Origin of the sequence: Neobacillus drentensis, assembly GCF_036965245.1 — a bacterium.
Classification (GTDB): domain Bacteria; phylum Bacillota; class Bacilli; order Bacillales; family Cytobacillaceae; genus Neobacillus; species Neobacillus drentensis_G.
Genome location: NZ_JBALPG010000040.1, coordinates 13293 through 35253, shown reverse-complemented (window position 1 = coordinate 35253; position 21961 = coordinate 13293). Strand labels below are relative to the sequence as shown.

At 38.4% G+C, this 21961-nt stretch carries 22 protein-coding genes and 1 riboswitch; of the genes, 13 read left to right on the top strand and 9 right to left on the bottom strand.

Annotated features, from left to right (window positions below; genetic code table 11):
• Positions 1-337: 337 nt before the first annotated feature.
• The 3 genes from V7150_RS10240 to V7150_RS10230 all read right to left on the bottom strand — a co-directional run bounded on the left by V7150_RS10240 (position 338) and on the right by V7150_RS10230 (position 2604).
• Positions 338-1867 (bottom strand): FAD-dependent oxidoreductase, encoded by a 1530-nt coding sequence (locus V7150_RS10240; protein WP_335517176.1) that lies wholly within the window; start codon positions 1865-1867, stop codon positions 338-340.
• Between the two features lie 113 nt (positions 1868-1980).
• On the bottom strand, positions 1981-2142 hold the full coding sequence (locus V7150_RS10235; RefSeq protein WP_335517173.1) for a hypothetical protein: 162 nt from the start codon (positions 2140-2142) through the stop codon (positions 1981-1983).
• Between the two features lie 87 nt (positions 2143-2229).
• The gene (locus V7150_RS10230; protein ID WP_335517170.1) at positions 2230-2604 is read right to left on the bottom strand and encodes a DUF1360 domain-containing protein; all 375 of its coding nucleotides are present in this window, start codon (positions 2602-2604) and stop codon (positions 2230-2232) included.
• A gap of 121 nt (positions 2605-2725) precedes the next feature.
• On the opposite strand from V7150_RS10230, the gene safA reads away from it, so the two are divergent.
• From safA to V7150_RS10185, 9 genes are all read left to right on the top strand, one after another.
• Positions 2726-3340, top strand: coding sequence for a SafA/ExsA family spore coat assembly protein (gene safA, locus V7150_RS10225; protein WP_335517167.1), 615 nt, complete (start codon positions 2726-2728; stop codon positions 3338-3340).
• A gap of 151 nt (positions 3341-3491) precedes the next feature.
• A complete protein-coding gene (locus V7150_RS10220; protein WP_335517164.1) occupies positions 3492-3839 on the top strand; it encodes a flagellar basal body rod protein in 348 nt (115 codons plus the stop codon).
• A gap of 20 nt (positions 3840-3859) precedes the next feature.
• Entirely contained in the window at positions 3860-4504 is a 645-nt protein-coding gene (locus V7150_RS10215; RefSeq protein ID WP_335517161.1) for a PspA/IM30 family protein, read from the top strand.
• Between the two features lie 112 nt (positions 4505-4616).
• Positions 4617-5351: a cell wall-active antibiotics response protein LiaF gene (liaF, locus tag V7150_RS10210; protein WP_335517159.1), complete on the top strand. Its 735-nt coding sequence runs from the start codon at positions 4617-4619 to the stop codon at positions 5349-5351.
• A complete protein-coding gene (locus tag V7150_RS10205) occupies positions 5348-6391 on the top strand; it encodes a sensor histidine kinase (protein ID WP_335517156.1) in 1044 nt (347 codons plus the stop codon). Before liaF ends, V7150_RS10205 begins: the two co-directional genes overlap by 4 nt.
• Positions 6384-7016 carry a response regulator transcription factor gene (locus tag V7150_RS10200; protein WP_335517153.1) on the top strand — a complete coding sequence of 211 codons (633 nt, stop codon included), beginning with the start codon at positions 6384-6386 and terminating at the stop codon, positions 7014-7016. Before V7150_RS10205 ends, V7150_RS10200 begins: the two co-directional genes overlap by 8 nt.
• Before the next feature lie 231 nt (positions 7017-7247).
• Positions 7248-8582 carry a polysaccharide biosynthesis protein gene (locus tag V7150_RS10195; RefSeq protein WP_335517150.1) on the top strand — a complete coding sequence of 445 codons (1335 nt, stop codon included), beginning with the start codon at positions 7248-7250 and terminating at the stop codon, positions 8580-8582.
• Between the two features lie 101 nt (positions 8583-8683).
• Entirely contained in the window at positions 8684-9193 is a 510-nt protein-coding gene (locus V7150_RS10190) for an RNA polymerase sigma factor (RefSeq protein WP_335517147.1), read from the top strand.
• Between the two features lie 39 nt (positions 9194-9232).
• A complete protein-coding gene (locus tag V7150_RS10185) occupies positions 9233-10972 on the top strand; it encodes an aromatic amino acid hydroxylase (protein ID WP_335517144.1) in 1740 nt (579 codons plus the stop codon).
• A 40-nt stretch (positions 10973-11012) separates the two neighbouring features.
• Here the strand turns inward: V7150_RS10185 and V7150_RS10180 are convergent, their stop codons facing one another.
• From V7150_RS10180 to V7150_RS10165, 4 genes are all read right to left on the bottom strand, one after another.
• Positions 11013-11621: a Bax inhibitor-1/YccA family protein gene (locus V7150_RS10180; RefSeq protein ID WP_335517141.1), complete on the bottom strand. Its 609-nt coding sequence runs from the start codon at positions 11619-11621 to the stop codon at positions 11013-11015.
• A gap of 77 nt (positions 11622-11698) precedes the next feature.
• Positions 11699-12091: a large-conductance mechanosensitive channel protein MscL gene (gene mscL, locus V7150_RS10175; RefSeq protein ID WP_335517139.1), complete on the bottom strand. Its 393-nt coding sequence runs from the start codon at positions 12089-12091 to the stop codon at positions 11699-11701.
• 161 nt (positions 12092-12252) lie between these two features.
• Positions 12253-13485, bottom strand: coding sequence for an aminopeptidase (locus V7150_RS10170; RefSeq protein ID WP_335517136.1), 1233 nt, complete (start codon positions 13483-13485; stop codon positions 12253-12255).
• A gap of 507 nt (positions 13486-13992) precedes the next feature.
• Complete coding sequence (locus tag V7150_RS10165; protein ID WP_335517133.1) at positions 13993-15264, bottom strand: MDR family MFS transporter; 1272 nt, start codon at positions 15262-15264, stop codon at positions 13993-13995.
• A gap of 178 nt (positions 15265-15442) precedes the next feature.
• On the opposite strand from V7150_RS10165, the gene V7150_RS10160 reads away from it, so the two are divergent.
• Positions 15443-17632 (top strand): DNA topoisomerase III, encoded by a 2190-nt coding sequence (locus V7150_RS10160; RefSeq protein ID WP_335517179.1) that lies wholly within the window; start codon positions 15443-15445, stop codon positions 17630-17632.
• A gap of 460 nt (positions 17633-18092) precedes the next feature.
• Entirely contained in the window at positions 18093-19619 is a 1527-nt protein-coding gene (hutH, locus tag V7150_RS10155) for a histidine ammonia-lyase (protein WP_335517130.1), read from the top strand.
• 30 nt (positions 19620-19649) lie between these two features.
• Here hutH and V7150_RS10150 read toward each other — a convergent pair whose 3' ends face one another.
• Both V7150_RS10150 and V7150_RS10145 read right to left on the bottom strand, forming a co-directional pair.
• Positions 19650-19850, bottom strand: a complete 201-nt coding sequence (locus tag V7150_RS10150) for a hypothetical protein (protein ID WP_420490273.1) — start codon at positions 19848-19850, stop codon at positions 19650-19652.
• Between the two features lie 116 nt (positions 19851-19966).
• Entirely contained in the window at positions 19967-20104 is a 138-nt protein-coding gene (locus V7150_RS10145) for a hypothetical protein (protein ID WP_335517123.1), read from the bottom strand.
• Between the two features lie 269 nt (positions 20105-20373).
• On the opposite strand from V7150_RS10145, the gene V7150_RS10140 reads away from it, so the two are divergent.
• A complete protein-coding gene (locus V7150_RS10140) occupies positions 20374-21342 on the top strand; it encodes a carbohydrate kinase family protein (protein ID WP_335517120.1) in 969 nt (322 codons plus the stop codon).
• 332 nt (positions 21343-21674) lie between these two features.
• Positions 21675-21766, top strand: a riboswitch (cyclic di-GMP riboswitch).
• A gap of 29 nt (positions 21767-21795) precedes the next feature.
• The gene (locus V7150_RS10135) at positions 21796-21942 is read left to right on the top strand and encodes an anti-repressor SinI family protein (RefSeq protein ID WP_335517118.1); all 147 of its coding nucleotides are present in this window, start codon (positions 21796-21798) and stop codon (positions 21940-21942) included.
• Positions 21943-21961: the final 19 nt, after the last annotated feature.

Below are 21961 nucleotides of genomic sequence, written 5' to 3'. Positions count from 1 at the left end.
GGAATTTGTTCATAACTCCAAAAATTGTTCATATCCATTAGGAAATTGTTCATAACTCCCAAAAATTGTTCATATCCATTAGGAAATTGTTCATATCTCCAATAAATTTGTTCATATCCCTTAGAAATGTGTCCATATCTATCAGGAATTTGCTTATATCTCCGATAATTTTGTTCATATCTCCGTTAAATGTGTTTATACTCATTAGGAAATTGTTCATATCTCCGTTAAATACGTTCATATCATCAAAAAATTTCTCATATCAACTAATAAATTGTCCATTTCATCCAAAATTACGTTGCTATCCTTTAAAAAGGCTCTTATTCTAGCCGTAATTTTACTTTTCCTTAAGCAATTCTAATGGTCTATTCGTTGGCCCCTCAATCACATCGCCAGAATAGGAATACCGTGACCCATGGCATGGGCAATCCCATGACTTTTCAGCGCGATTCCATTCACATTCACAACCGAGATGTTTACAGGTGGTGTCAACTATATAAAGTTTACCATTCTCGTCCTTATAAGCTCCCGCCCTTTTTCCATTATACAAAACGACAGATCCTTCGCCATCTTGTAAATCATCTGGATTTATTTCTACAATTTCAAGCTTGCCTTTAATCAAGTGTTTGGCAACGTCTGCATTGGTTGTTATGACACTTTTTAAAGCTGGGTCAGCTTGGAACCGTGACGGTGAATAGAGCTCTTTGTAAGGATTGTTCCGGTCCATCACATAATCGGTTAATAAGTGTCCCGCGAGAATTCCAGTTGTCATTCCCCATTTTTTATAGCCTGTGGCCACTAAAATATTCTCACGATCTTCGGTGTATGGACCGATATATGGAATCTTGTCTAATGTAACCATATCTTGGGCAGACCAGCGATAATGATATTCTTTTAATCCAAAGACTTCCTCAGCGAATGATTGCAGTGCTTCATAATGCTTTAACGTGTCGATTCCCTGTCCTGTTTTATGGTTATCTCCGCCGAGTATTAGCAGCTTTTCACCATTATACGGTGTATAGCGGATGGAACGGGTCGGGCTGTCGGCACTGATATATATGCCGCCAGGATAGTCTTTGTCCGTTTTTATTCCAATTGCATAGGACCTATCTGCGTACATTCTTGCAAAATAAAGACCAGGTTTATCATAAAAAGGGAAATGGGTTGCAATAATGACATGCTTGCATGCTACCCTATGACCTGATTTAGTAACCACTTTTGGTTCTGAATCATCGTCTTCAATGTCTGCAGCGACTGTATTTTCATAAACAGTACACCCCGCTTTAACGGCATCATCCAAAAGTGATTTTAAGAATTTTAGCGGGTGATATTGTGCTTGATTGCGCATCAAGAGGGCAGCTTTCGCTGGGATATTAAATGGAATAGTATCTTTTAAGGCTCCGTCAATTTCTAGACTCTTGTAAGCTTCCCATTCCGTTTGAAGCTTATCTACATATTCTTCTGTTGTTGCATAAACATAAGCATCTTCCCTGCTGAAGTCACAGTCAATTCCATTCTCCTTTACTTTACTTTCAACGAATTGAATGGCATTCATATGGGAATCAAAATAAAGTTTTGCCTTTTCTTTTCCAAAATGATTAATAAATTCATCATAAATAATGCCATGATGTGCAGTTAATTTTGCAGTTGTATGTCCAGTTGTCCCATTTAAGACACCGCCGGCTTCTAAAATAGCTACCTTCAGTCCTTCCTTAGACAGTAAATAGGCAGCTGTAATGCCTGTTATTCCTGCTCCGACAATCGCTACATCTACTGCTATATCCTCGTTTAATTTTTCAAAAGTGGGTAATTCAATCTCGCGCCAATATGTTTTGGGAAATTGATGGTTTTTTTCAGATGTACTCATATGTACGCCTCCAGCTTCAAAATAAACACATGTTTAATTTTTCCCAAAATGAAAAATTAATGTCATGGAGGAAGAATATTAATTTCTGGAACAACTAAAAGAACCCTGTTCTTTCAGGGTTCTGACTTAATTTGTTCATTATCGGTGTTTATTTTATCGATTCGTGTAGCATCCTCCGAATCAAGTGCTTCATTTAAGAAATGAAAAATAACCCAGCCGACACAACCGAGACAAATCAAAAAGCCGAGAGTAATGGTCCACAAAAGAAGAGTCATCATTAATCCCCCTTTTTCATGCGTAGTTTAATTACGCTTTTTAAAGGTATATGCATCAGGGGGATTAATTTTGCCTAGAATCCGATATTAGTTTTTTTTCTTCAGTTCTGAATAATAATCAACCTTTTTAATATTGACGCCCACAAATGTTTCAATGATCGACTGGCCGCCGGCAATTGAGAAAATCAAAATAAACACGAACGTAACCTTTGGAAAAAGCAGGTACGCACCGCCTAATAAAATAGCGCTCCATACACCGGCACACCAATAACATTTCAACAGATAACCAAACATTGAGGCAGGGATTTCCTTAGTTTCAGTGCCGCCATCCGTTTCCACATTTACCTTTTTCATAAAAGGCTTGCGGATAAATTCGGTGATTTTATCAAAAACAATTAAATGGGTTAAACGATAGCTTGCTAAAATTAACATGATATAGGTCATCCATGAAATTTCTTTCATACTGGTTCCTCCACAAATCCGAATATGTTATCTCCGTTAATGGACAGCTAAATTTTATTTTGTTGTTCCTTGTATATTTTGAGCCTGAAATCAAAATTATATATTCGGAGGAGGCGAAAAAATGAAAAAATCTTTTTGGTTTAGTTTTATGTTCTTACTATCTCTTTTCTGTATTCCAAGCTTGTCCTTTGCCCAACAAATTTACACTGTTCAGCCTGGGGACTCACTTTGGAAAATTGCCGTCAAATATCAGGTAGGGATCACTGAGATTATTCAAGCAAACCCGCAATTTAAAAATCCCAACTTGATTTATCCTGGTCAAAAGGTAAACATTCCCGATTTAGGCGGGATTAAATCGATTGAAAGTCAGGTCATTTCCTTAACCAATCAGGAGCGGGCCAAAAATGGTTTAAAACCATTAACTCCAGATTGGGAGCTTTCAAGGGTGGCCCGCTATAAGGCAATGGATATGCGCGATAAAAATTATTTTAGTCATACAAGTCCAACCTATGGCAGTCCGTTTGATATGATGAAAAACTTTGGGATTACCTATCGTTCTGCAGCTGAAAACATTGCCGCAGGGCAAACTACACCAGCATCAGTGGTTCAAGCTTGGATGAATAGCTCCGGTCATCGAGCAAATATTTTAAGTACGAATTCCACCTATATTGGTGTTGGCTATGCAAGTGGAGGCTCACAAAGATACTACTGGGTACAGATGTTTATATCTAAATAATGGGCGTAAGGGTCAGTTTCAAAGCTTTATGCTTTAGAGACTGACCCTTTCTACGTCTAGAGACTGATATAAAAATCAAGCTCTAGCGCAATTATGAAAAGCTTTGGAAAAAGGTAAGATGAAAACAAGAAAAGAAAGGAGTGAAAATAAAATGAAAAAATTTGGATTACTGGTAGCTGGAGGAATTGCAGCTGTTATCTTGCTTTCAACAATTGGTCCAATGGTGGGGTTACTCGTTAGCCTATTACTCCTGTACTTCATATTCAAACAGTTTTTAAAAACTGAATCTACAGGTGGAAAAATAGGTCTTGGGTTCCTCGGGTTCATCGTCCTAATGGCTTCCATCCATAACGCACCAGCCATCATTGGCGTTGCAGCAGCCTATGTTCTTTACCTCGTTTATAAAAAATGGAACGAGAACAAACATACTAAAATCAAAGAAGAATCTGACCCATTCGTCAATTTTGAAAAACAGTGGAATGAATTAAACAAATATTAAAATAAAAGGAGAGAATAACTATGACAAACCTATTTACAAGAATTAAAAATACGATTACTGCTGACTTACACGAGGCTCTTGATAAAAAAGAAAAACAAAATCCAATCGCCTTGCTTAATCAGTACCTCCGTCAATGTGAGCAAGAAACAGAGAAGGTAAGAAAGCTTTTGGAACGTCAATATACATTGAAGGATGAATTTACGAGAGAATACCACCAAGCAGTAGAGTTAGCTGATAAAAGAAAGTACCAAGCAGAAGTTGCTTCTAAAGCCGGGGAAACTGAGCTATATCAATTTGCTTCAGCAGAGCATCAGCAATATGAGGAACGTGCCAGCCGCTTAAGTGCGTCACTTGAACAATCAAAGGCGCAGTTAGCAGATTTAGAAAGAAAATATGAAGAAATGAAGCATAAAGTTAAGGACATGAACCTAAGACGGATGGAATTAATGGGCCGTGAAAATGTCACTCGTGCAAATCTTCGTATGAACCAGGTTCTTGATTCCAATACTTATTCAGATAAATCCTACTCAAAATTTAAGGATATTGAAAACTACTTGGATCGCTTAGAGAATCAAGTAAACAGCTCTTTTTACCGCAATACGATTGACTCAAGAATTGCTCAAATAGAAAAAGAAATGAAATTGGAAGAAAGCAAGTCCATTTAGTAGGAAAAGATGGTATTCTAAAAGAGGCGTAGTATTTCTGCGCCTTTTACCCATATCATAAAAAATATTATGTATAAAAATCTAAATGCAATAAAAAAGGGAGGGTGAGCCAATGTTTAAAAATGGAAAACATGATTATATTGGATGGCTGATTATGATTGGTATTGTCATTCTGCTCCTAGAGATTTTATTTTTTAACAGAGGTCTTATATTCTCTCTTTTTATTTCTGGTGGAATGATTTATCTAGGTCGAAAAAGGACAGGTAAAAGGTTTGGAAAAATCCTTTTTATCGGTGGGATTATCTTCCTTGTCCTTAGTATTGTAAATATGATGACCTTCAAATTTTTATTGATAGCTATTTTATTGCACTTTTTCATTCAATTTTTAACATCAAAAAAACAGCCCAAGAAGATTTTACCGGATATTACCACGCCGGAACATGTAAAGCAAGAAGAAACATTAATTAAATCGGAGCCGTTGTTTGGAAATATCTTCTTAGGCCAACAAAAAACTCCTGTCGGTGTATATGAATGGAAGGATGTAAACATTCAGGCAGGAATTGGTGATACCATCATTGATCTCAGTTACACGATGCTGCCAAAAGGTGAAACAGTGATTTTTATTCGAAATATCATTGGAAATGTCCAGATCCTTGTCCCATATGAAATTGATGTAAGTATCCATCATTCCTGTGTGGTCGGTTCGACAACCGTGTTTGGCAGCCATGAATCCAAGATTTTCAATCAGGTGTTCCAGCTAAAAACACCAGACTATGATCAGTCCGAGCAAAAAGTGAAAATTTTCACTTCGCTTGTTGTGGGAAATTTAGAGGTGAGCCGCATATGAGTACGACTGGACGTCAAATTGTTTGGAACGTCGGCTTTTCCTCACTTATTGCGATCATTGTTGGAGCCGTTTTTATTTTCCCATTAAACAACTGGTCGGAATTATGGGATCGAAATGTCATGGATATTCCCATTATTATTTTTATTCCTTCCTTTAGCATTGCGGTAGGAATTCTGTCAGGCGGGGCTTCTGGCCTTTTTTGGCGAAAGCAATTTCTTTCTATTGAACATGCTTTGCACCAATTGGAGGAAGGAAGACAATTGGATGTAAAAGAGAAACCTTCTGTCACAGAAATGCATATGATTGCCGAGCGTATCGAGAAAATCGGCAAACAAATGACTGAGCAGGCAAAGCTTTCACAACGTTTAGCAACTGAAAAAGTAGAAGACCAAGAAGAGAGAATTCAGGAAATTATCGAGCAGGAACGGAACCGTCTTGCCCGTGAGTTGCATGATTCTGTGAGTCAGCAATTATTTGCCGCGTCGATGATGATGTCAGCTATCAATGAAACAAAACAGCAGTCAGAAACGGAACGGGAGGCCAAACAGCTAAAGCTTGTAGAAGAGATGATACACCAATCACAGCTCGAAATGCGTGCTCTCCTTTTACATTTGCGGCCAGTTGCCTTAAAAAATAAAACGCTGCAAGAAGGAATTGAAGAACTTTTAATCGAATTATCTCAAAAAGTAACAATGGATATTAAATGGAAGGTGGAAGCTTTTCCATTAGATAAAGGGGTAGAAGATCACCTTTTTCGTATCCTCCAAGAGTCTGTGTCGAACACCTTAAGGCATTCGAAAGCAAGTAAACTCGAGGTTCTAATGGTTAAAAGAGATGATCTTGTCATCTTAAGGATTGTCGATGATGGAATCGGTTTTGAAGTAAACGAAATGAAAGCGGGTTCCTATGGCATGCAAAATATGCACGAGCGAGCCCTTGAAGTGGGCGCGACATTAAAAGTGGTAAGTGTAAAAAATAAAGGAACAAGGCTGGAAGTCAAAGTTCCGGTGATGATTAATGGAGAGGGTGCCAATGATTAGAGTATTATTTGTGGACGACCATGAAATGGTAAGAATCGGTGTTTCTTCTTATTTATCGGCGCAGCCTGACATTGAGGTCGTGGGTGAAGCGGATGATGGAAAAAAAGGTGTCGAGCTAGCGCTAGAACTTCGCCCGGATATCATTTTAATGGATTTGGTGATGAAAGAGATGGATGGGATTGAAGCGACAAGGCAAATAATTGAACAATGGCCTGATGCAAAGGTTATTATCGTGACGAGCTTTTTGGACGATGAAAAGGTATATCCTGCGCTTGAAGCCGGAGCAACCAGCTATATGCTGAAGACCTCTAAAGCAGGTGAAATCGCCAATGCTGTTCGCGCTACATACCATGGGCAATCCGTACTTGAACCGGAAGTAACCGGAAAAATGATGGTGAAAATGCGCCAAAAGAATACTCATCTTCCACATGAAGATCTAACTAGCCGTGAACTGGAAATATTACTCTTAATGGCCGAGGGCAAAACAAATCAGGATATTGCCGATGAATTATACATCGCTTTGAAAACCGTCAAAACCCATGTCAGCAATATTTTAAGTAAGCTTAACGTCCAAGACAGGACACAAGCGGTTATCTATGCGTTTAAACATTCGTTAATCAAATAAACTAACAGACTTTCCAAGCTTATTTGGAAGGTCTTTTTTTTATTTAATTATTACCTTTAGTGTTGGCATAAGATGTTTGTGAAGGATAACCAAAAGTGATTCAATTTAAAACATAAGCATTTAATTTGGGATTCCCATAGCCCTTTTTTTCGTGGATGAAAAAAATCTCCTACTATTCAAGGAACTTGTCTCATAAGTTTAAATGAGACGAAAAAAAGGGAGATTGTAAAATTGGCTATTTATTATAAAGGAATATTCTTTTTAGCTGCTTCTGCTTTTTTAGGGGAAGGAATTGAAGTTTTAGTAAATATGATTCTCGCGAGGGAGTTGGGATCACATGGATTAGGACTTTATATGTCGATCCTGCCATCAATCTTTTTAATTGTGTTACTGTCCAGCTTCGAACTGCAGGTATCGATATCTAAATTCATTGCGGAAAGAGAGGAACGGTATCACCGAAATATTCTTTATCATGCGCTTACGATTACAATTGTTTTTACGAGCATTTTATTTTTAATTACGGCAGCGGTTATTCCCTTTATTCCAGTATTTAATTCGTACCATCCATACATTAGATGGTTTGTACTGATCCTTATTCCGGTTATTGCCTTCACCTCTGTTGCCAGGGGCTATTTTATGGGGATGCAGCAGATGGGGAAAATTGCGGTGTCAAATTTTTTACGAAAAATTATGCAACTCGGAGTGTTGTTTGTATTGTTCCGATTTTTTTCTTTTGACGCAGAATCATCCTTGTTAATTGCCATAGGTACACTGATAGGCAGTGAGATTGTTGTGTTTCTTTATTTAATTTACACGTTTATTATTCAATTTCAGCAGCTGAAACGTCAGCCTTTTTCCAATATAAATAAGAAAGTAGTTCGGAAAAATTTAATGGCGGTTTCGATTCCAACGACAGGTCTCCGTTTGTTTTCAGCTTTCACGGGTGCAATTCAGCCATTCATTATTAAGGCGGCATTGGTTCACTCTGGCATGACTGACACACTCGCTACTGAGCAATTTGGAATGTTAATGGGTGTGGCGGTATCAATCGGATTCTTCCCAGCATTTATTGCCCACTCGTTAATGATTGTCCTAATCCCAGCTGTTTCGAAAACCTATTCACAAAAAGATTATCCGACCTTGCAAAAGATGCTCCAGCAAGTAATGAAACTTACCCTTTTATATGGTGTGGCGGCTGTAACCATATTCTACTTTTTTGCGCCGCAATTAACTTCCTTATTTTTTAAATCAGAGACATCTGCTGTATTTTTGCAGCTGCTTTGGCCGTTTTTCTTATTTCATTTTTTTATCATGCCCCTCCAGGCCTTTCTGATTGGAATTGATTTGTTAAAAGAGGCATTTATTCATATTATCTGGTCAACGATCATATCCTTTGCGCTCATTCTCTGGCTTGGTTCCTCGCCGGAATGGCGAATGAATGGGATCATTATTGGGATGAATACAGGATCCGTTTTATTGGCGCTGATGCATTATTTAACAATCTGTAAGAAGATCGGCGTCTCGGTTTTAATGAAGGGCGTTATGTCAAAAGCAACTGAGCGATAGGGATTTCTTTTTAAAAAAATTCCGAATAAGTGTAGGGATTAGGCTGTCCTTTCCGTCTAATTATATGAGGAAGATTTTACAGGGGGAAAGGACTTAGGAAAATGAACATCAAATCATTTGAGGATTTAGTGAATGAATATGGAACAACCATTTATAAATATATTTTATCTTTAGTTAATCATAAAGAACTTGCCGAGGATCTTTATCAGGAGGTATTACTTTCCGCTTATTTAGCATATCCTTCCATTAAGGAGCCGTGTAAATACAAAAGCTGGTTGTTTAAAATTGCTGTAAATAAGTGCCGTGATTACTGGCGAAAAGAAAATAAGTCGAAGCAATTTTGGAAGGAAGAGGTATATTCCTACTCAGCCTCGTTCGAACCAACATCCATTCCAGAAGAGGAACTTTTACATAAATTTTCTGCAGAACAAATGGCTGAAAAGGTAATGACATTACCTGAAATCTATCGTTATCCTATTTATCTATATTACTATCAGGATTTATCTCTTCTAGAAATTGCCAAGAAAAGCAATTTGCCAATGTCGACCGTTAAAACGAGAATGAAACGGGCGAAGGAACGATTACGGCCAAAAATGCTGTCACTTGCTTAAGGGCTCCATTCAAATCTTTAAAAAGGGGAAGATTTACTGATGACTGGAAAAGGAAGAAAGGATATTCCTGCGCATTTACAGCCATTTATTTCAAAGCAATATTACCATCGCTACACACCAATTGATCATGCGGTTTGGCGATTTGTTATGAAGCAAAATCATTATTTTTTAAAGGAAATTGCTCATTCTGCCTATGTAAATGGTTTAAAGGATTCGGGGATCAAAACTGAATCCATTCCGAAGGTAGATGATATGAATTGGAGCCTCGGAAAAGTGGGCTGGGGTGCTGTTACAATTGATGGGCTGATTCCAGGGGCGGCTTTTTATAGCTTTCTAGCAAATGGGATTCTTCCGATTGCGACAGAAATAAGGAACATCCAAAATATTGCCTATACACCTGCACCAGATATGATTCACGAAGCGGCAGGACATGCGCCAATTTTATTAGATGAATCATACCGCGATTTTGTAAAAAAAATCGGTGAAATGGGCGCCAAGGCACTTTCTAGTAAAGAAAAGCTGGAGGTTTTTAAAGCAGTCCGCCATTTAACCATCGTAGCAGAAGATCCTGCCTCAACCCCGGAGCAGGTAAAAGAAGCAGAAAAACAGGTAGCAGAAGCGAGAATGAAGGTAAAAGGTTTATCTGAAGCGGATCAAGTTTCAAGGCTATTTTGGTGGACGGTTGAATATGGGCTAATAGGTGAGCTGAACAATCCTAAAATATACGGGGCGGGCCTGCTTTCGTCAGTAGGGGAGAGCCAAAGCTGCTTGAAAGACAATGTACGAAAAATTCCTTTTTCGGTTGAAGAATGTATAAAGACCCCATATGATGTTACCAAGCCGCAGCCACAGTTATTTGTTTGTAAAACCTTCGGTGACTTAGTAGAAGCCGTTGATCAATTTGCTGCGACAATGGCATTTCAAAAAGGCGGAACGGAAAGTCTTGATAAGGCACTGCAAACAGATAGTGTTGCTACGATGGTTTTTTCTTCTGGATTGCAAGTAACCGGAACATTAGCATCCATTTTAAAGGATGAAAACGGGGAAGCTGTTTATTTCCGTACGAAGGGGCCAACAGCATTATCTTTCGAACATAAGCAGTTGGATGGGCATGGGACAGAAATACATCGTAAAGGCTTTGGAACCCCAATTGGCAATTTAGGAGGTAATATTGTCCTAGAGGATTGTACGGCTGAGCAACTACAAGAGTTAGGAATCATAAAAGAGAAGGAAGTCGTTTTAAAGTTTCAAAGCGGGGTAATAGTAGAAGGCATCATCAAAAATATCATATTGTCTGAAAATAAGCTAATCTTAATTTCTTTTAAAGAATGTACAGTAAGTTATAAGGGTATGATGCTGTTTGAAAAATCTTGGGGGACATTTGATATGGCCGTTGGGGCAAAGGTTATCTCGGTCTTTGCAGGGGCAGCTGATCCGAATAATTATTATGAATCTAAAAAAATAGAAGAAGTAGAGGAAATAATAGAGCAAAAGGGTTGGAATGAACTTGAGACATTATATGAAGAAATTCGAAGCTTACGTGAGGGTTCCGAATGGAATGAACAAAGTTTATCACAGATGAATCAAGTATTAGCTATTTTAGATGATAAATATCCAAAGGAATGGTTATTGCGTCTGGAAATTTTAGAGCTTAATAAACTGCATCATAGCAGTCATTCTCAGGTTTCTCTCCTTAAAGAAAGGCTTGAGAATACAGATTGGGATTCGTCAGTTAAACAAATGATACAACGCGGATTAACCTTAATCCATAACAGCTAATAGAAAGAGGAGCTTGGATATGATCCAAGCTCCTTTATGATTAATCTTTACTTGATAGAATCCCTAAAATGCGAAGGATGCTGACGAATAGGTTAACAAAATCCAAGTATAAGCTTAATGCCATTAATGGTACTTCTTCTGCTCGTACACCGTAGTGTTTCATCCGGCTGATATCAAAGAGAACATAACCGCTAAATACTATTACCCCAATAAAGGAATAAGCGAGCATACCTGTTGAGCTCAGCGGGAAGAAAATATTAAAAAGTGAAATCGCCACTAATGCTAGCAAAGCAGCAAGCAGGAAACCTCCTAAGAAAGAAAAGTTCCGTTTTGATTTTGCGGCATATATCGAAATACCGGTAAACACAACTGTTGTGGTAGCAAACGCCATGATGACGACATTTGCACCTGCCGTCGCGGCATAATAAGAGACAATTGGATACAGCGTAATCCCTGAGATAAAGGTAAAAATATATAGAAAGGAATAAGAGATTGCTTTTTTACGTCTGAAAATGACAGCGGCAAGAATCATCACAAATTCCAAGATTGCCAATGGCAGGAATAAGCTTGGTGGTACATAAACACCTGCCATTGTGCCAAGGAAGGCAATCGCAAGTGATAAAGCAAATGTACGTAAAACTGATGGCATATATTCTGATGACGTTTGTGTATACAATTTTTTTCACCTCTTTATTAATTTGTTACTAAAGATATACGAAAAAGTGGTCAAGATGTTTCATTTTTTCTTAAAATATCTTTCTCTTCTTTTAATAAATCACGAATCTCTGCTAAAAGCTCTTCTTGACGATTAACTTTTTCCATCACTGGAGCAGGTTCTTTTTTCTTATTAAAACGATTAATGAATTTTACAAATAGAAAAATTGAAAAGGCGATAATAAAGAAATCGACGACTGTTTGAATAAATAGTCCGTACTTTATATCATTATAGGCAAGTTTAGAAAAAGAGTCTGTTTTCCCGATCAATAATCCTATCAATGGCATAATAATATCCGCGACAAGGGAAGAAACAATTTTCCCAAACGCCCCTCCAATAATGACACCGACAGCTAAATCGATTACGTTGCCTTTCATGGCAAACTGTTTAAATTCTTTCCACATAAATAAGTTCCTCCAAAATAATTGACCATATTCTTAATAGTCCATTTTATCCCCTAACCATACTAAATGGCAATATCTAATCTTTAGAATCCTTCATTTTTACTATAGTGAAAAGAGCAGGTATTCTTATCACCTGCTCTAAGATAATTATGAAAAGTGTATTAAAAAGCCCAATTTCCTGATCTAAAGATTGGTTCTGAGGTCCCATTGGCAGTGATTCCGTCGATGTCCATTTCGGCTGAGCCAATCATGAAATCAACATGAGTAATACTTTCGTTTAGCCCGTTTTCTGCTAATTCCTCCGATGACATTTTCTTGCCGCCCTCGATACAGAAGGCATAGGCACTTCCAATTGCTAAATGATTTGATGCATTTTCATCAAATAGGGTGTTAAAGAAAAGGACGTTTGATTGTGAAATTGGTGAGTTAAATGGAACAAGCGCTACTTCACCAAGATAATGTGAGCCTTCGTCTGTCTCAACAAGACGCTTCAATATTTCTTCGCCTTCTTCAGCTTTCACGCTAACAATTTTTCCATTTTCGAATGTTATTGAAAAGCGATCAATAATATTACCACCGTAACTTAACGGCTTTGTACTCGCAACCGTACCATTAACACCAGTTTTAAATGGTACGGTGAAAACCTCCTCTGTCGGCATGTTGGCCATAAACTCAAAGCCCTTTTCATTCACACTGCCAGCTCCTACCCAGAGATGTTTTTCTGGAAGCTCAATCGTTAAATCCGTTCCAGGTGCTGTATAATGAAGTTTTTTGTATCGTTTCTCATTTAAATAGTGAACCTTCTCATGAAGGGTTTCGTCATGTTTCTTCCAGGCATCGACCGGATTTTCAGCATCCACACGTACAGCTTTAAAAATGGCATCCCAAAGCATGTTTACTTGGGTTTCAGCTGGCGCATCAGGGAATACCTTGGCAGCCCATGCTTCTGATGGGACAGCAATAACCGACCAGCTCACCTTATCAGATTGTGCATCCTTGCGGTAGTTTGCCAGCGCTTTACCGGCAGCTTTATTGTAGCTGGCAATCCGTTCAGGGGCCACGCCTTTAAGTAAATCCGGACTACTAGAGATAATAGACATAAAGGCAGCACCATTGTCCGCAAGTTCTTCCATTTCTTTTGCACGCCAGGCAGGATATTCATTGAATGCCTCTTCTGGTGCTAAAACATATTTTGTTCTCGTAACGGTATCGTCGTTCCAGTTAACAATGACATTGTGGGCACCAGTTTCGTATGCTTTTTTGACCACTAATCGGACAAATTCTGCGGCATCTAAAGTTGCGGTAACAACCAATGTTTGACCAGGCTGTACATTAACGCCGACCTTAACGGCAAGCTCAGCATATTTTTCAAGGTTTTTTTGAAATTCACTCATATGTAATTCTCCTTTTTCAGAATCTTTCTTTATATTGTAGCGTCTTTATATTAAAAAAGAAATCATTCAAAGCGTAGTTTTGCTAAAAAAATCCAAAAAAAAACAGTAAAGAGAATTTATCCCTACTGTAGCTTGCTTCCATGTACTTGAATATTAAAATAAACACCTGCGGAAAATAGTACAATAAACGTTATAATGCCTGATAAAGATGTTGGAGCCATGAATTGCGATAATTCCATTGATTCCACCCCTTTAGAAAATATAACCTTTACACACTAATTATAATACTAAAAGAGGAAAATGTGAACAAAAAAGTACAATTTTTTGACAAATATTTGAATTTTTGAAGACGGTAAAAAAAGCACAATGTTCAACCTTGAGAATTGTCCAGCTTCAGCGCCCAGCGGCTAGTAGACTTCACACTTCTCCCTACGATAAGTCAACATCGGATCGCTCCGCTCTCCGTGTTTCCTTTATCTCAGTCGAAGCGCTCCAGTCTATACGCCGCTAGACCGGCGCTTCCGCTTTTTGTTTTTCAAACACATAAAACATAACCCAATATAATCCTGCACTGATCAGTGCCAAAAGAAAGAGAACAAAGAATGTCCACCCATAGCCGATCCAAACAGTCATAGGTATTGAAAGTGGTGCAATGGTACGCGCGATTGTATATCTTAAGCTTGCGGCCGCAAAATATTGGCCTCTCATATGCTCCGGTGCAAGCTTAGAAACAAAGCTTTGCTGAAGCCCCGCACCCATTAATTCACCAAAGGTGAAAATTGCCATCGCTGCAATTAAGCCCCAAATCCAATGAGTTTGACTAAAGAGAACTATGGAAATGGCATAGACAACTGAGGAGAGGACAAACACATTTCTTTCATAATATTTTCCCATCCACTTTGTAACAAAAACAGTCAGCAGGGCGACAAGGAAGCCATTTTCAGCAAGGACTATTCCAAATGCCTGCTCACCTTTGACAGTAAATGACCACTCACCAAACGAAAAGAGGGTTTGATTTTTCACAAAATCCTTAATATATACAGGAATTAATAAGTCCAGTTGCATAAACGTCTGCCCCGCGAGAACACCTGCAAGAATGAAGAGAAGGAACGTTTTATCCTTTACAATAAGAGCATAATCCCTCAGTTGATTTTGTAAAAAGTAATACCATTTTCCGTCGCTGGATAAAGGATTTGACTTTTGAAGCGGGACGGTTTCCCGCGTCCATTTTGCTAGAATTAATCCTAGTAAAATACAAACTGCTCCTGCAAAAAGCAAAAGCTGAAAGCGATAGTGGACATAAAAAATAGCTCCCAATATCGGCCCTACAACAACTGCTATATTAATAGATGTATAAAAAATAGCAAAAACACTGCTGCGATGTTTTTCATCCACTACATCCGCGACCATTGCTTGACTTGCTGGCCAGTAAAAAGAACCGAACACACCAGCAACGGTAAAAGAGATAAACCCTAACCAAGGCGATTGGAACCAAGGAGAACTGGATAGAGCAAAGCCTAAAAACGAAAGGCCTTGTCCGATTGCGGAAAGAACCATCATTCGTTTTCTCCCAAAACGGTCGGCACAATATCCACCCATTAGGTTAGCAAATACGGAAAAAACCTGCGAAAAAACTAATAATAAACCAGCTTTATTTTTACCGAATTCCTCGGCAAAATAAATCGTTAAAAACGGAAAAAACATCCAAAAGGTAATATTCATCATCGCTTCAGCAAACAAGCGAACCTTTAAATTTGTATCCCAATCCCTAATCCTCATTATGTATCCTCGTTTCGATAGTTACTGCTATATCATCATACAATCCAGATGGAATGTTATACAAGAAAAAAATGACAAACGACGTTTCAGCACCGGGATTGGAATTTTCGGAATTACTGAATCCATTAGGGAGGTATGCTATATTTAACTTATGGAAATTCGAAAGGATGTATTAAATATGGTAAAAAGTGTTGTCATTGCTGAAAAGCCTTCTGTTGCACGTGATATTGCGCATGTGCTTAATTGTAATAAAAAAGGAAATGGGTATCTTGAAGGAACTAAATATATCGTTACGTGGGCACTCGGGCACCTAGTCACACTTGCTGACCCGGAAAGTTACGATGTCAAATATAAAACATGGAATTTAGAAGATCTTCCTATGCTGCCTGAGCGTTTGAAATTGACCGTTATTAAGCAAACTGGAAAACAGTTTAATGCCGTTAAGAGTCAGCTGATTAGAAATGATGTCAACGAAATAATCGTGGCAACAGACGCAGGGAGAGAGGGAGAGTTAGTCGCACGTTGGATTATTGATAAAGTAAAAGTCAATAAACAGATTAAACGTCTATGGATCTCTTCTGTTACAGATAAGGCGATTAAAGACGGCTTTGCAAACTTGAAGCCTGGCAAGTCGTATGACAATTTATTTGCATCAGCTGTCGCACGTTCTGAAGCTGACTGGTATATCGGTCTTAATGCAACACGTGCATTAACAACCAGGTTCAATGCCCAACTAAACTGTGGTCGTGTTCAAACACCTACTGTTGCGATGATTGCAGCCCGTGAGGACGAAATTAGAAACTTCAAAGCGCAAACCTATTACGGCATCGAAGCCCAAACAGCAGACCAATTAAAGCTGACTTGGCAGGATGCTAAAGGTAATGGCCGCAGCTTTGAAAAAGAGAAAATCGATGCGATTGTAAAAAAATTGGGCAAGCAAAATGCGATTGTCACGGAAATTGAAAAAAAGCCGAAGAAGTCTTTTTCTCCGGGTCTATATGACTTAACAGAACTACAACGCGATGCGAACAAAATCTTTGGATACTCAGCCAAGGAAACGTTAAACATTATGCAAAAGCTGTATGAACAACATAAAGTTTTAACGTACCCGCGGACAGACTCACGATTTATCTCGTTAGATATCGTTCCAACCATACCAGAGCGTCTGAAGGCATGTGGAGTAGGTGTATATCGCGCACTAACTAGTAAAGTTTTAAAAAAGCCAATCAAGGCTTCTAAAGCTTTTGTTGATGATAGCAAGGTATCCGATCATCATGCCATTATTCCTACAGAAGGATATGTGAATGTTTCATCCTTTACAGATAAAGAACGGAAAATTTATGACTTGGTTGTTAAACGCTTCTTAGCCGTATTATTCCCGGCTTTTGAGTACGAGCAATTAACGCTTCGTGCGAAAATCGGCGAGGAAAACTTCGTTGCCAGAGGAAAAACGATTTTATCACTTGGCTGGAAAGAAGTTTATAATAACCAACCTGAAGAGGAAAATGAAAGTGATGATCTGAAAGAACAGATTTTACCCCGGATTGAAAAAGGCGATACATTAAACGTCAAACTAATCGCTCAAACATCTGGTCAAACAATGCCGCCTGCACGTTTTAATGAGGCGACATTACTGTCGGCAATGGAAAATCCGACTAAGTATATGGATACAAAAAATAAACAACTGGCAAACACCTTAAAATCGACGGGCGGACTTGGTACTGTTGCTACCCGTGCGGATATTATTGATAAGCTATTCAATTCATTTTTAATCGAAAAGCGTGGCAAAGACATTCATATTACTTCTAAAGGCCGTCAATTGCTGGACTTAGTACCAGAGGAGCTTAAATCACCGACTTTAACAGCTGAGTGGGAACAAAAGCTTGATCAAATTGCAAATGGCAAGTTGAAAAAAGATGTGTTTATTCGCGAAATGAAAAACTACACAAAAGAAATTGTTGCTGAAATTAAAGCAAGTAATAAAAAGTATAAGCACGACAACATCTCGACAAAGAATTGTCCAGACTGTGGAAAACCGATGCTTGAAGTGAATGGAAAAAAAGGCAAAATGCTCGTATGTCAAGACCGTGAATGCGGCCATCGTAAAAATGTTGCCCGCGTCACAAACGCACGCTGTCCAAAATGCCATAAAAAACTTGAACTGCGTGGTGAAGGTGAAGGCCAAGTCTTTGCATGCAAATGCGGATATCGTGAAAAACTATCTGCTTTCCAAGCACGCCGCAAAAAAGAATCTGGTGGTAAAGTCGACAAACGGACTGTACAAAAGTATTTGAAAAACCAGCAAAAGGAAGAAGAACCTTTGAATAATGCATTAGCAGAAGCATTAAAAGGATTGAAGTTTGATTAACAGCATGTTAAAGGGGCTATTCAAGAAGAATGAAAATCTTTTTGAATAGCTTTTTTTATTAAATTTAAAGTTGAATACCCAGTAATATCCAGTAAGTGTCGTAAGTCATTCAAAATAGGTAGTAAGTGAGCAAAAATATGTAGTAAGTTCCCGAAAAAGTGTCGTAAGTCCCTCGACTATGTAGTAAACAACCAAGACCCCCAATATCCTTTCATATATTATCCTGCTAAAGTGATATCGTGTTAAGATTCAGAAAATTTAATTGACAGCCAAGGTTTTCATCACATACAATAATTATCATAGGAATAATTTATAGATTGGAATGATGACGCATGAGGCATCCCCAAAAAATAGGTCAATATTTAAATTTATTTATAAAAGAGGCTGGACTCCAAATCTAATTTGATTAGGAATCCAGCCTCTTTCTTTATTATACTAAAGTGGTAGAGGAGCGAGAAATATGATAACGCTAACAGGTAATAGTTTAACTCTTGAGCAAATGAAAGATATTTTATACCGTAAGCAAAAGGTTATAGCATCTGAAAAGAGTATGGAGGCTGTACAAAAAAGCCGGGCAGCAGTAGAGAGAATCGTTTCAGAATCAAGAGTAGTATATGGGATTACGACTGGATTTGGAAAATTTAGTGATGTGTTGATTGACAAGGACAATGTACAAGACTTGCAGCTTAATTTAATTCGCTCTCATGCGTGCGGGGTTGGCGATCCTTTTCCAGAGGTTGTTGCAAAAGCAATGGTTCTCCTTCGTGCGAACGCACTTTTAAAGGGGTATTCTGGGATAAGACCCCTTGTTATTGAGAAATTATTGGAATTAGTGAATAAGGACATTATTCCTATCATCCCGCAGCAAGGCTCCCTTGGTGCAAGTGGTGACTTGGCGCCGCTATCCCATCTTGCTTTAGTGTTGATTGGCGAAGGCGAAGTTTTTTATAAAGGGGAACGAGTGGATTCACTTGAGGCATTCAAGCAAGAGGGGATCTTACCAGTAACCTTAGAAGCAAAGGAAGGTCTGGCTCTTATTAACGGTACCCAGGCGATGACCGCAATGGGCGTTATTGGCTACTTGGAAGCCGAGCAGCTGGCACATGAAAGTGAACTAATTGCCTCGATAACAATCGAAGGTCTGAATGGGATCATCGATGCTTTTGCAGAAGAGGTACATGTGGCAAGGGGCTATAAACAGCAGATTGATACAGCAGCAAGAATCCGCCGCTACTTAAGTGATAGTTTATTAACAACACAACAGGGTGAGCTTCGGGTTCAGGATGCCTATTCATTGCGTTGTATCCCGCAGGTTCACGGTGCTTCCTGGCAAGCCCTTGATTATGTAAAAGAAAAACTAGAAATTGAAATGAATGCAGCAACCGATAATCCATTAATTTTTGATGATGGAGAAAAAGTAATCTCAGGAGGGAACTTCCACGGACAGCCGATTGCTTTTGCAATGGATTTTATGAAAATTGCTGTCGCAGAACTAGCCAATATATCGGAGAGAAGAATTGAAAGATTAGTCAATCCACAGCTAAATGACTTGCCGCCATTCCTAAGTCCTGAACCAGGCTTACAATCAGGGGCAATGATTATGCAATATGCCGCAGCTGCACTTGTATCAGAAAATAAAACACTTGCTCATCCTGCGAGCGTTGATTCGATTCCCTCATCAGCCAATCAGGAGGATCATGTGAGTATGGGTACAATCGCTTCAAGACATGCTTATCAAATTATTCAGAACGTAAGAAGAGTCCTTGCCATTGAGCTGATTTGTGCGATGCAGGCAGTGGAAATCCGCGGTGTGGATAAAATGGCAAGCTACACAAAAATGTTCTATGAAAAAGGACGGGAACAGGTTCCTTCTATTAAGCAAGACCGTATTTTCTCAAAGGATATCGAAAAAGCGGCTGAGTGGTTAAAGACCATTGAATTTTCCCAATTTATACGAGATTTAAGTATGGAAAAAGGTCAATATTAATTGGAAAAAGGCGTGGAAATTTCACGCCTTTTACTTTGTCTGGTCTGGCAGCCAGCGGGCGGTATCACCCCGTCCTTCATCTTCCTCAATTCTATTTTTAAAAGCTTCCTGGGTAACAAGGAATTCCTCATCACCTATGGCTTCTTTTCCATGCTTTTCTGTTAAACTGTTTTCTGGAAAATTACCAGGATGGTTCTTCTTTTTATGCTCAAAATGTTCTCCGCGTGCCAAACTCAACACTCCTTTCATCTTCGCATGTAGCATACCCAAACATTGGTGAAATAATTACTTTTAAAATGGATTTCTATTTCTTAACAAAAAAGCTGGCGAAGGAGTGAATTTCATTTTCACTCTTCACCAGCTTTTTTCCCATGTTTATCGGGTTTGCACATTCGATCAAGCATAATACCAGCGAACACAATAAACGCAATAGGAATCGAAAAGTTTAAAACATGAATAACCGTCATAGTAGTCTTCACATCCATTGTTTTAATATTTGTAATATTAAGTATATTTAAATGTTATTAATATTATATGCTTTTTGTCACAATTTAGACAAATTTCAATATCAAAAATAATTATCTATGACCAATCCACAATCTAGACTCATTTTCTTCTACTTTTTTCATTAATCCTACAAAATATTCCATTTTTTTGAAAAAGGATTTCAAGAATAAATATCGTAATTGTTAGTAAGGGATATTATTTCAATTCTGAATTACTTTACTATGTTTCCAAAGGAGTTGTGCTGACGATGAATATGCAGGAGACAAAAATATACGATATTATCTGTATCGGCGGTGCGAATGTGGATCGGAAAATCCGAGCATTGAAACCATTGGCTAACAAAACATCAAACCCAGCTATTAGCACAAAAACAAGAGGTGGAGTGGCTAGAAATATCGCGGAAAATTCGGGGCGGATAGGACTGAAGGCCTCTTTATTAGCCTATTTAGGAGCAGACCCTGAAGGTGAATGGATCCTCCAAAATACAAAAAACTATGTAGATGTGAGCCCTACAGAAATAATCCATGGAAAACCCACGGGAACTTACACAGCAGTGCTTGATGAAGATGGTGAAATGGCGGTTGCCCTTGCAGATATGACAATTTACAATGACGTGAAGGAATATTTCTTCGAAAACAATTTGCATCATCTTCAAAGTGCAAAAATGATCTTACTGGATACGAATTTTCCTGCGAAGGTTATCGGTCAAGTGATAAGTAGCTGTAAAAACACAGGCATACCTATTTGTATTGCTCCAGTATCTGCTCCGAAAACTGATAAATTACCAGCTTCTTTAGATGGTGTTACATGGCTGATTGCAAACCATAAAGAGGCTGAGGCTTTGTCAAAACTAAATATTACCTCGGAAGGTGATTACTATCGTGCAGCAGAAGTAATTTTGACAAAGGGTGTAGAGAAAGTCGTAATCACAAGGGGAGAGAAAGGCTTAATATATTTTACAAACAATGGTGAAGCAGGAGCATTAGTCCCGCCTAATGTACCGATTGTTGAGGTTACAGGCGCGGGGGACTCACTTATTGCAGGGATATTATTTGGTTATTTAAAAGGCCTCAGTACAGAAGATGCCTGCAAAATAGGTATCTCCTGTTCGTTAATTACCCTACAGACGAGCGATACAGTAAGCCCTGATTTAAATCAACAATCATTACAGGAAACATTTCAAAAATACTTCAGTAAGGGATTAAGCCAACGATGAATCATGCAAATCTACCTCATTATAAATATAATGCGACAGTTGGGGCGCTGATTGATTCCAGCTTAAAAAAATGAATAGAAAAAATTTGTGGGATGGAATTTTCCTTAATTTCCTTCCCTTTTTTATTTATATTGTAAAATTGTTGAAGTTTTTTTGTGGAATTATGGAATATTTTGTGTGAAAAAGAAGTTAGAAAATTAAAAAAAGTGACAAAATGTAACACCCTGTTATAAAAGGACTAGATATAATAAACATATCATTTTTAATTAAGTAAATCGACCTACCAGGAGACAAACGTATAAGGAAATCGGTAATACTTAAGTTGTGCTGTAGACAGAAAAAGGCAAACCTGTTGAAAAGCAGGGACGCAAAGCCGAGGATCTAAGGGAAGTATTTTACTTGCTATGGTGGCCGGGCTGCCTGGAATGCGAAATGTATTTTAGGAGTGAGAAAATGTTTATTACAGAAAGAGATGTGGATGTAATCGATCAAGAATGGATGGAGCTCATATTGGAAGCAAGGGACCTTGGACTTTCAATAGAAGATGTTCGTAATTTTCTTTATCCAGATAGTCAAAAAGCAGCATCAAGTACATACTAAAAAGTGAAAAGCATTCTAC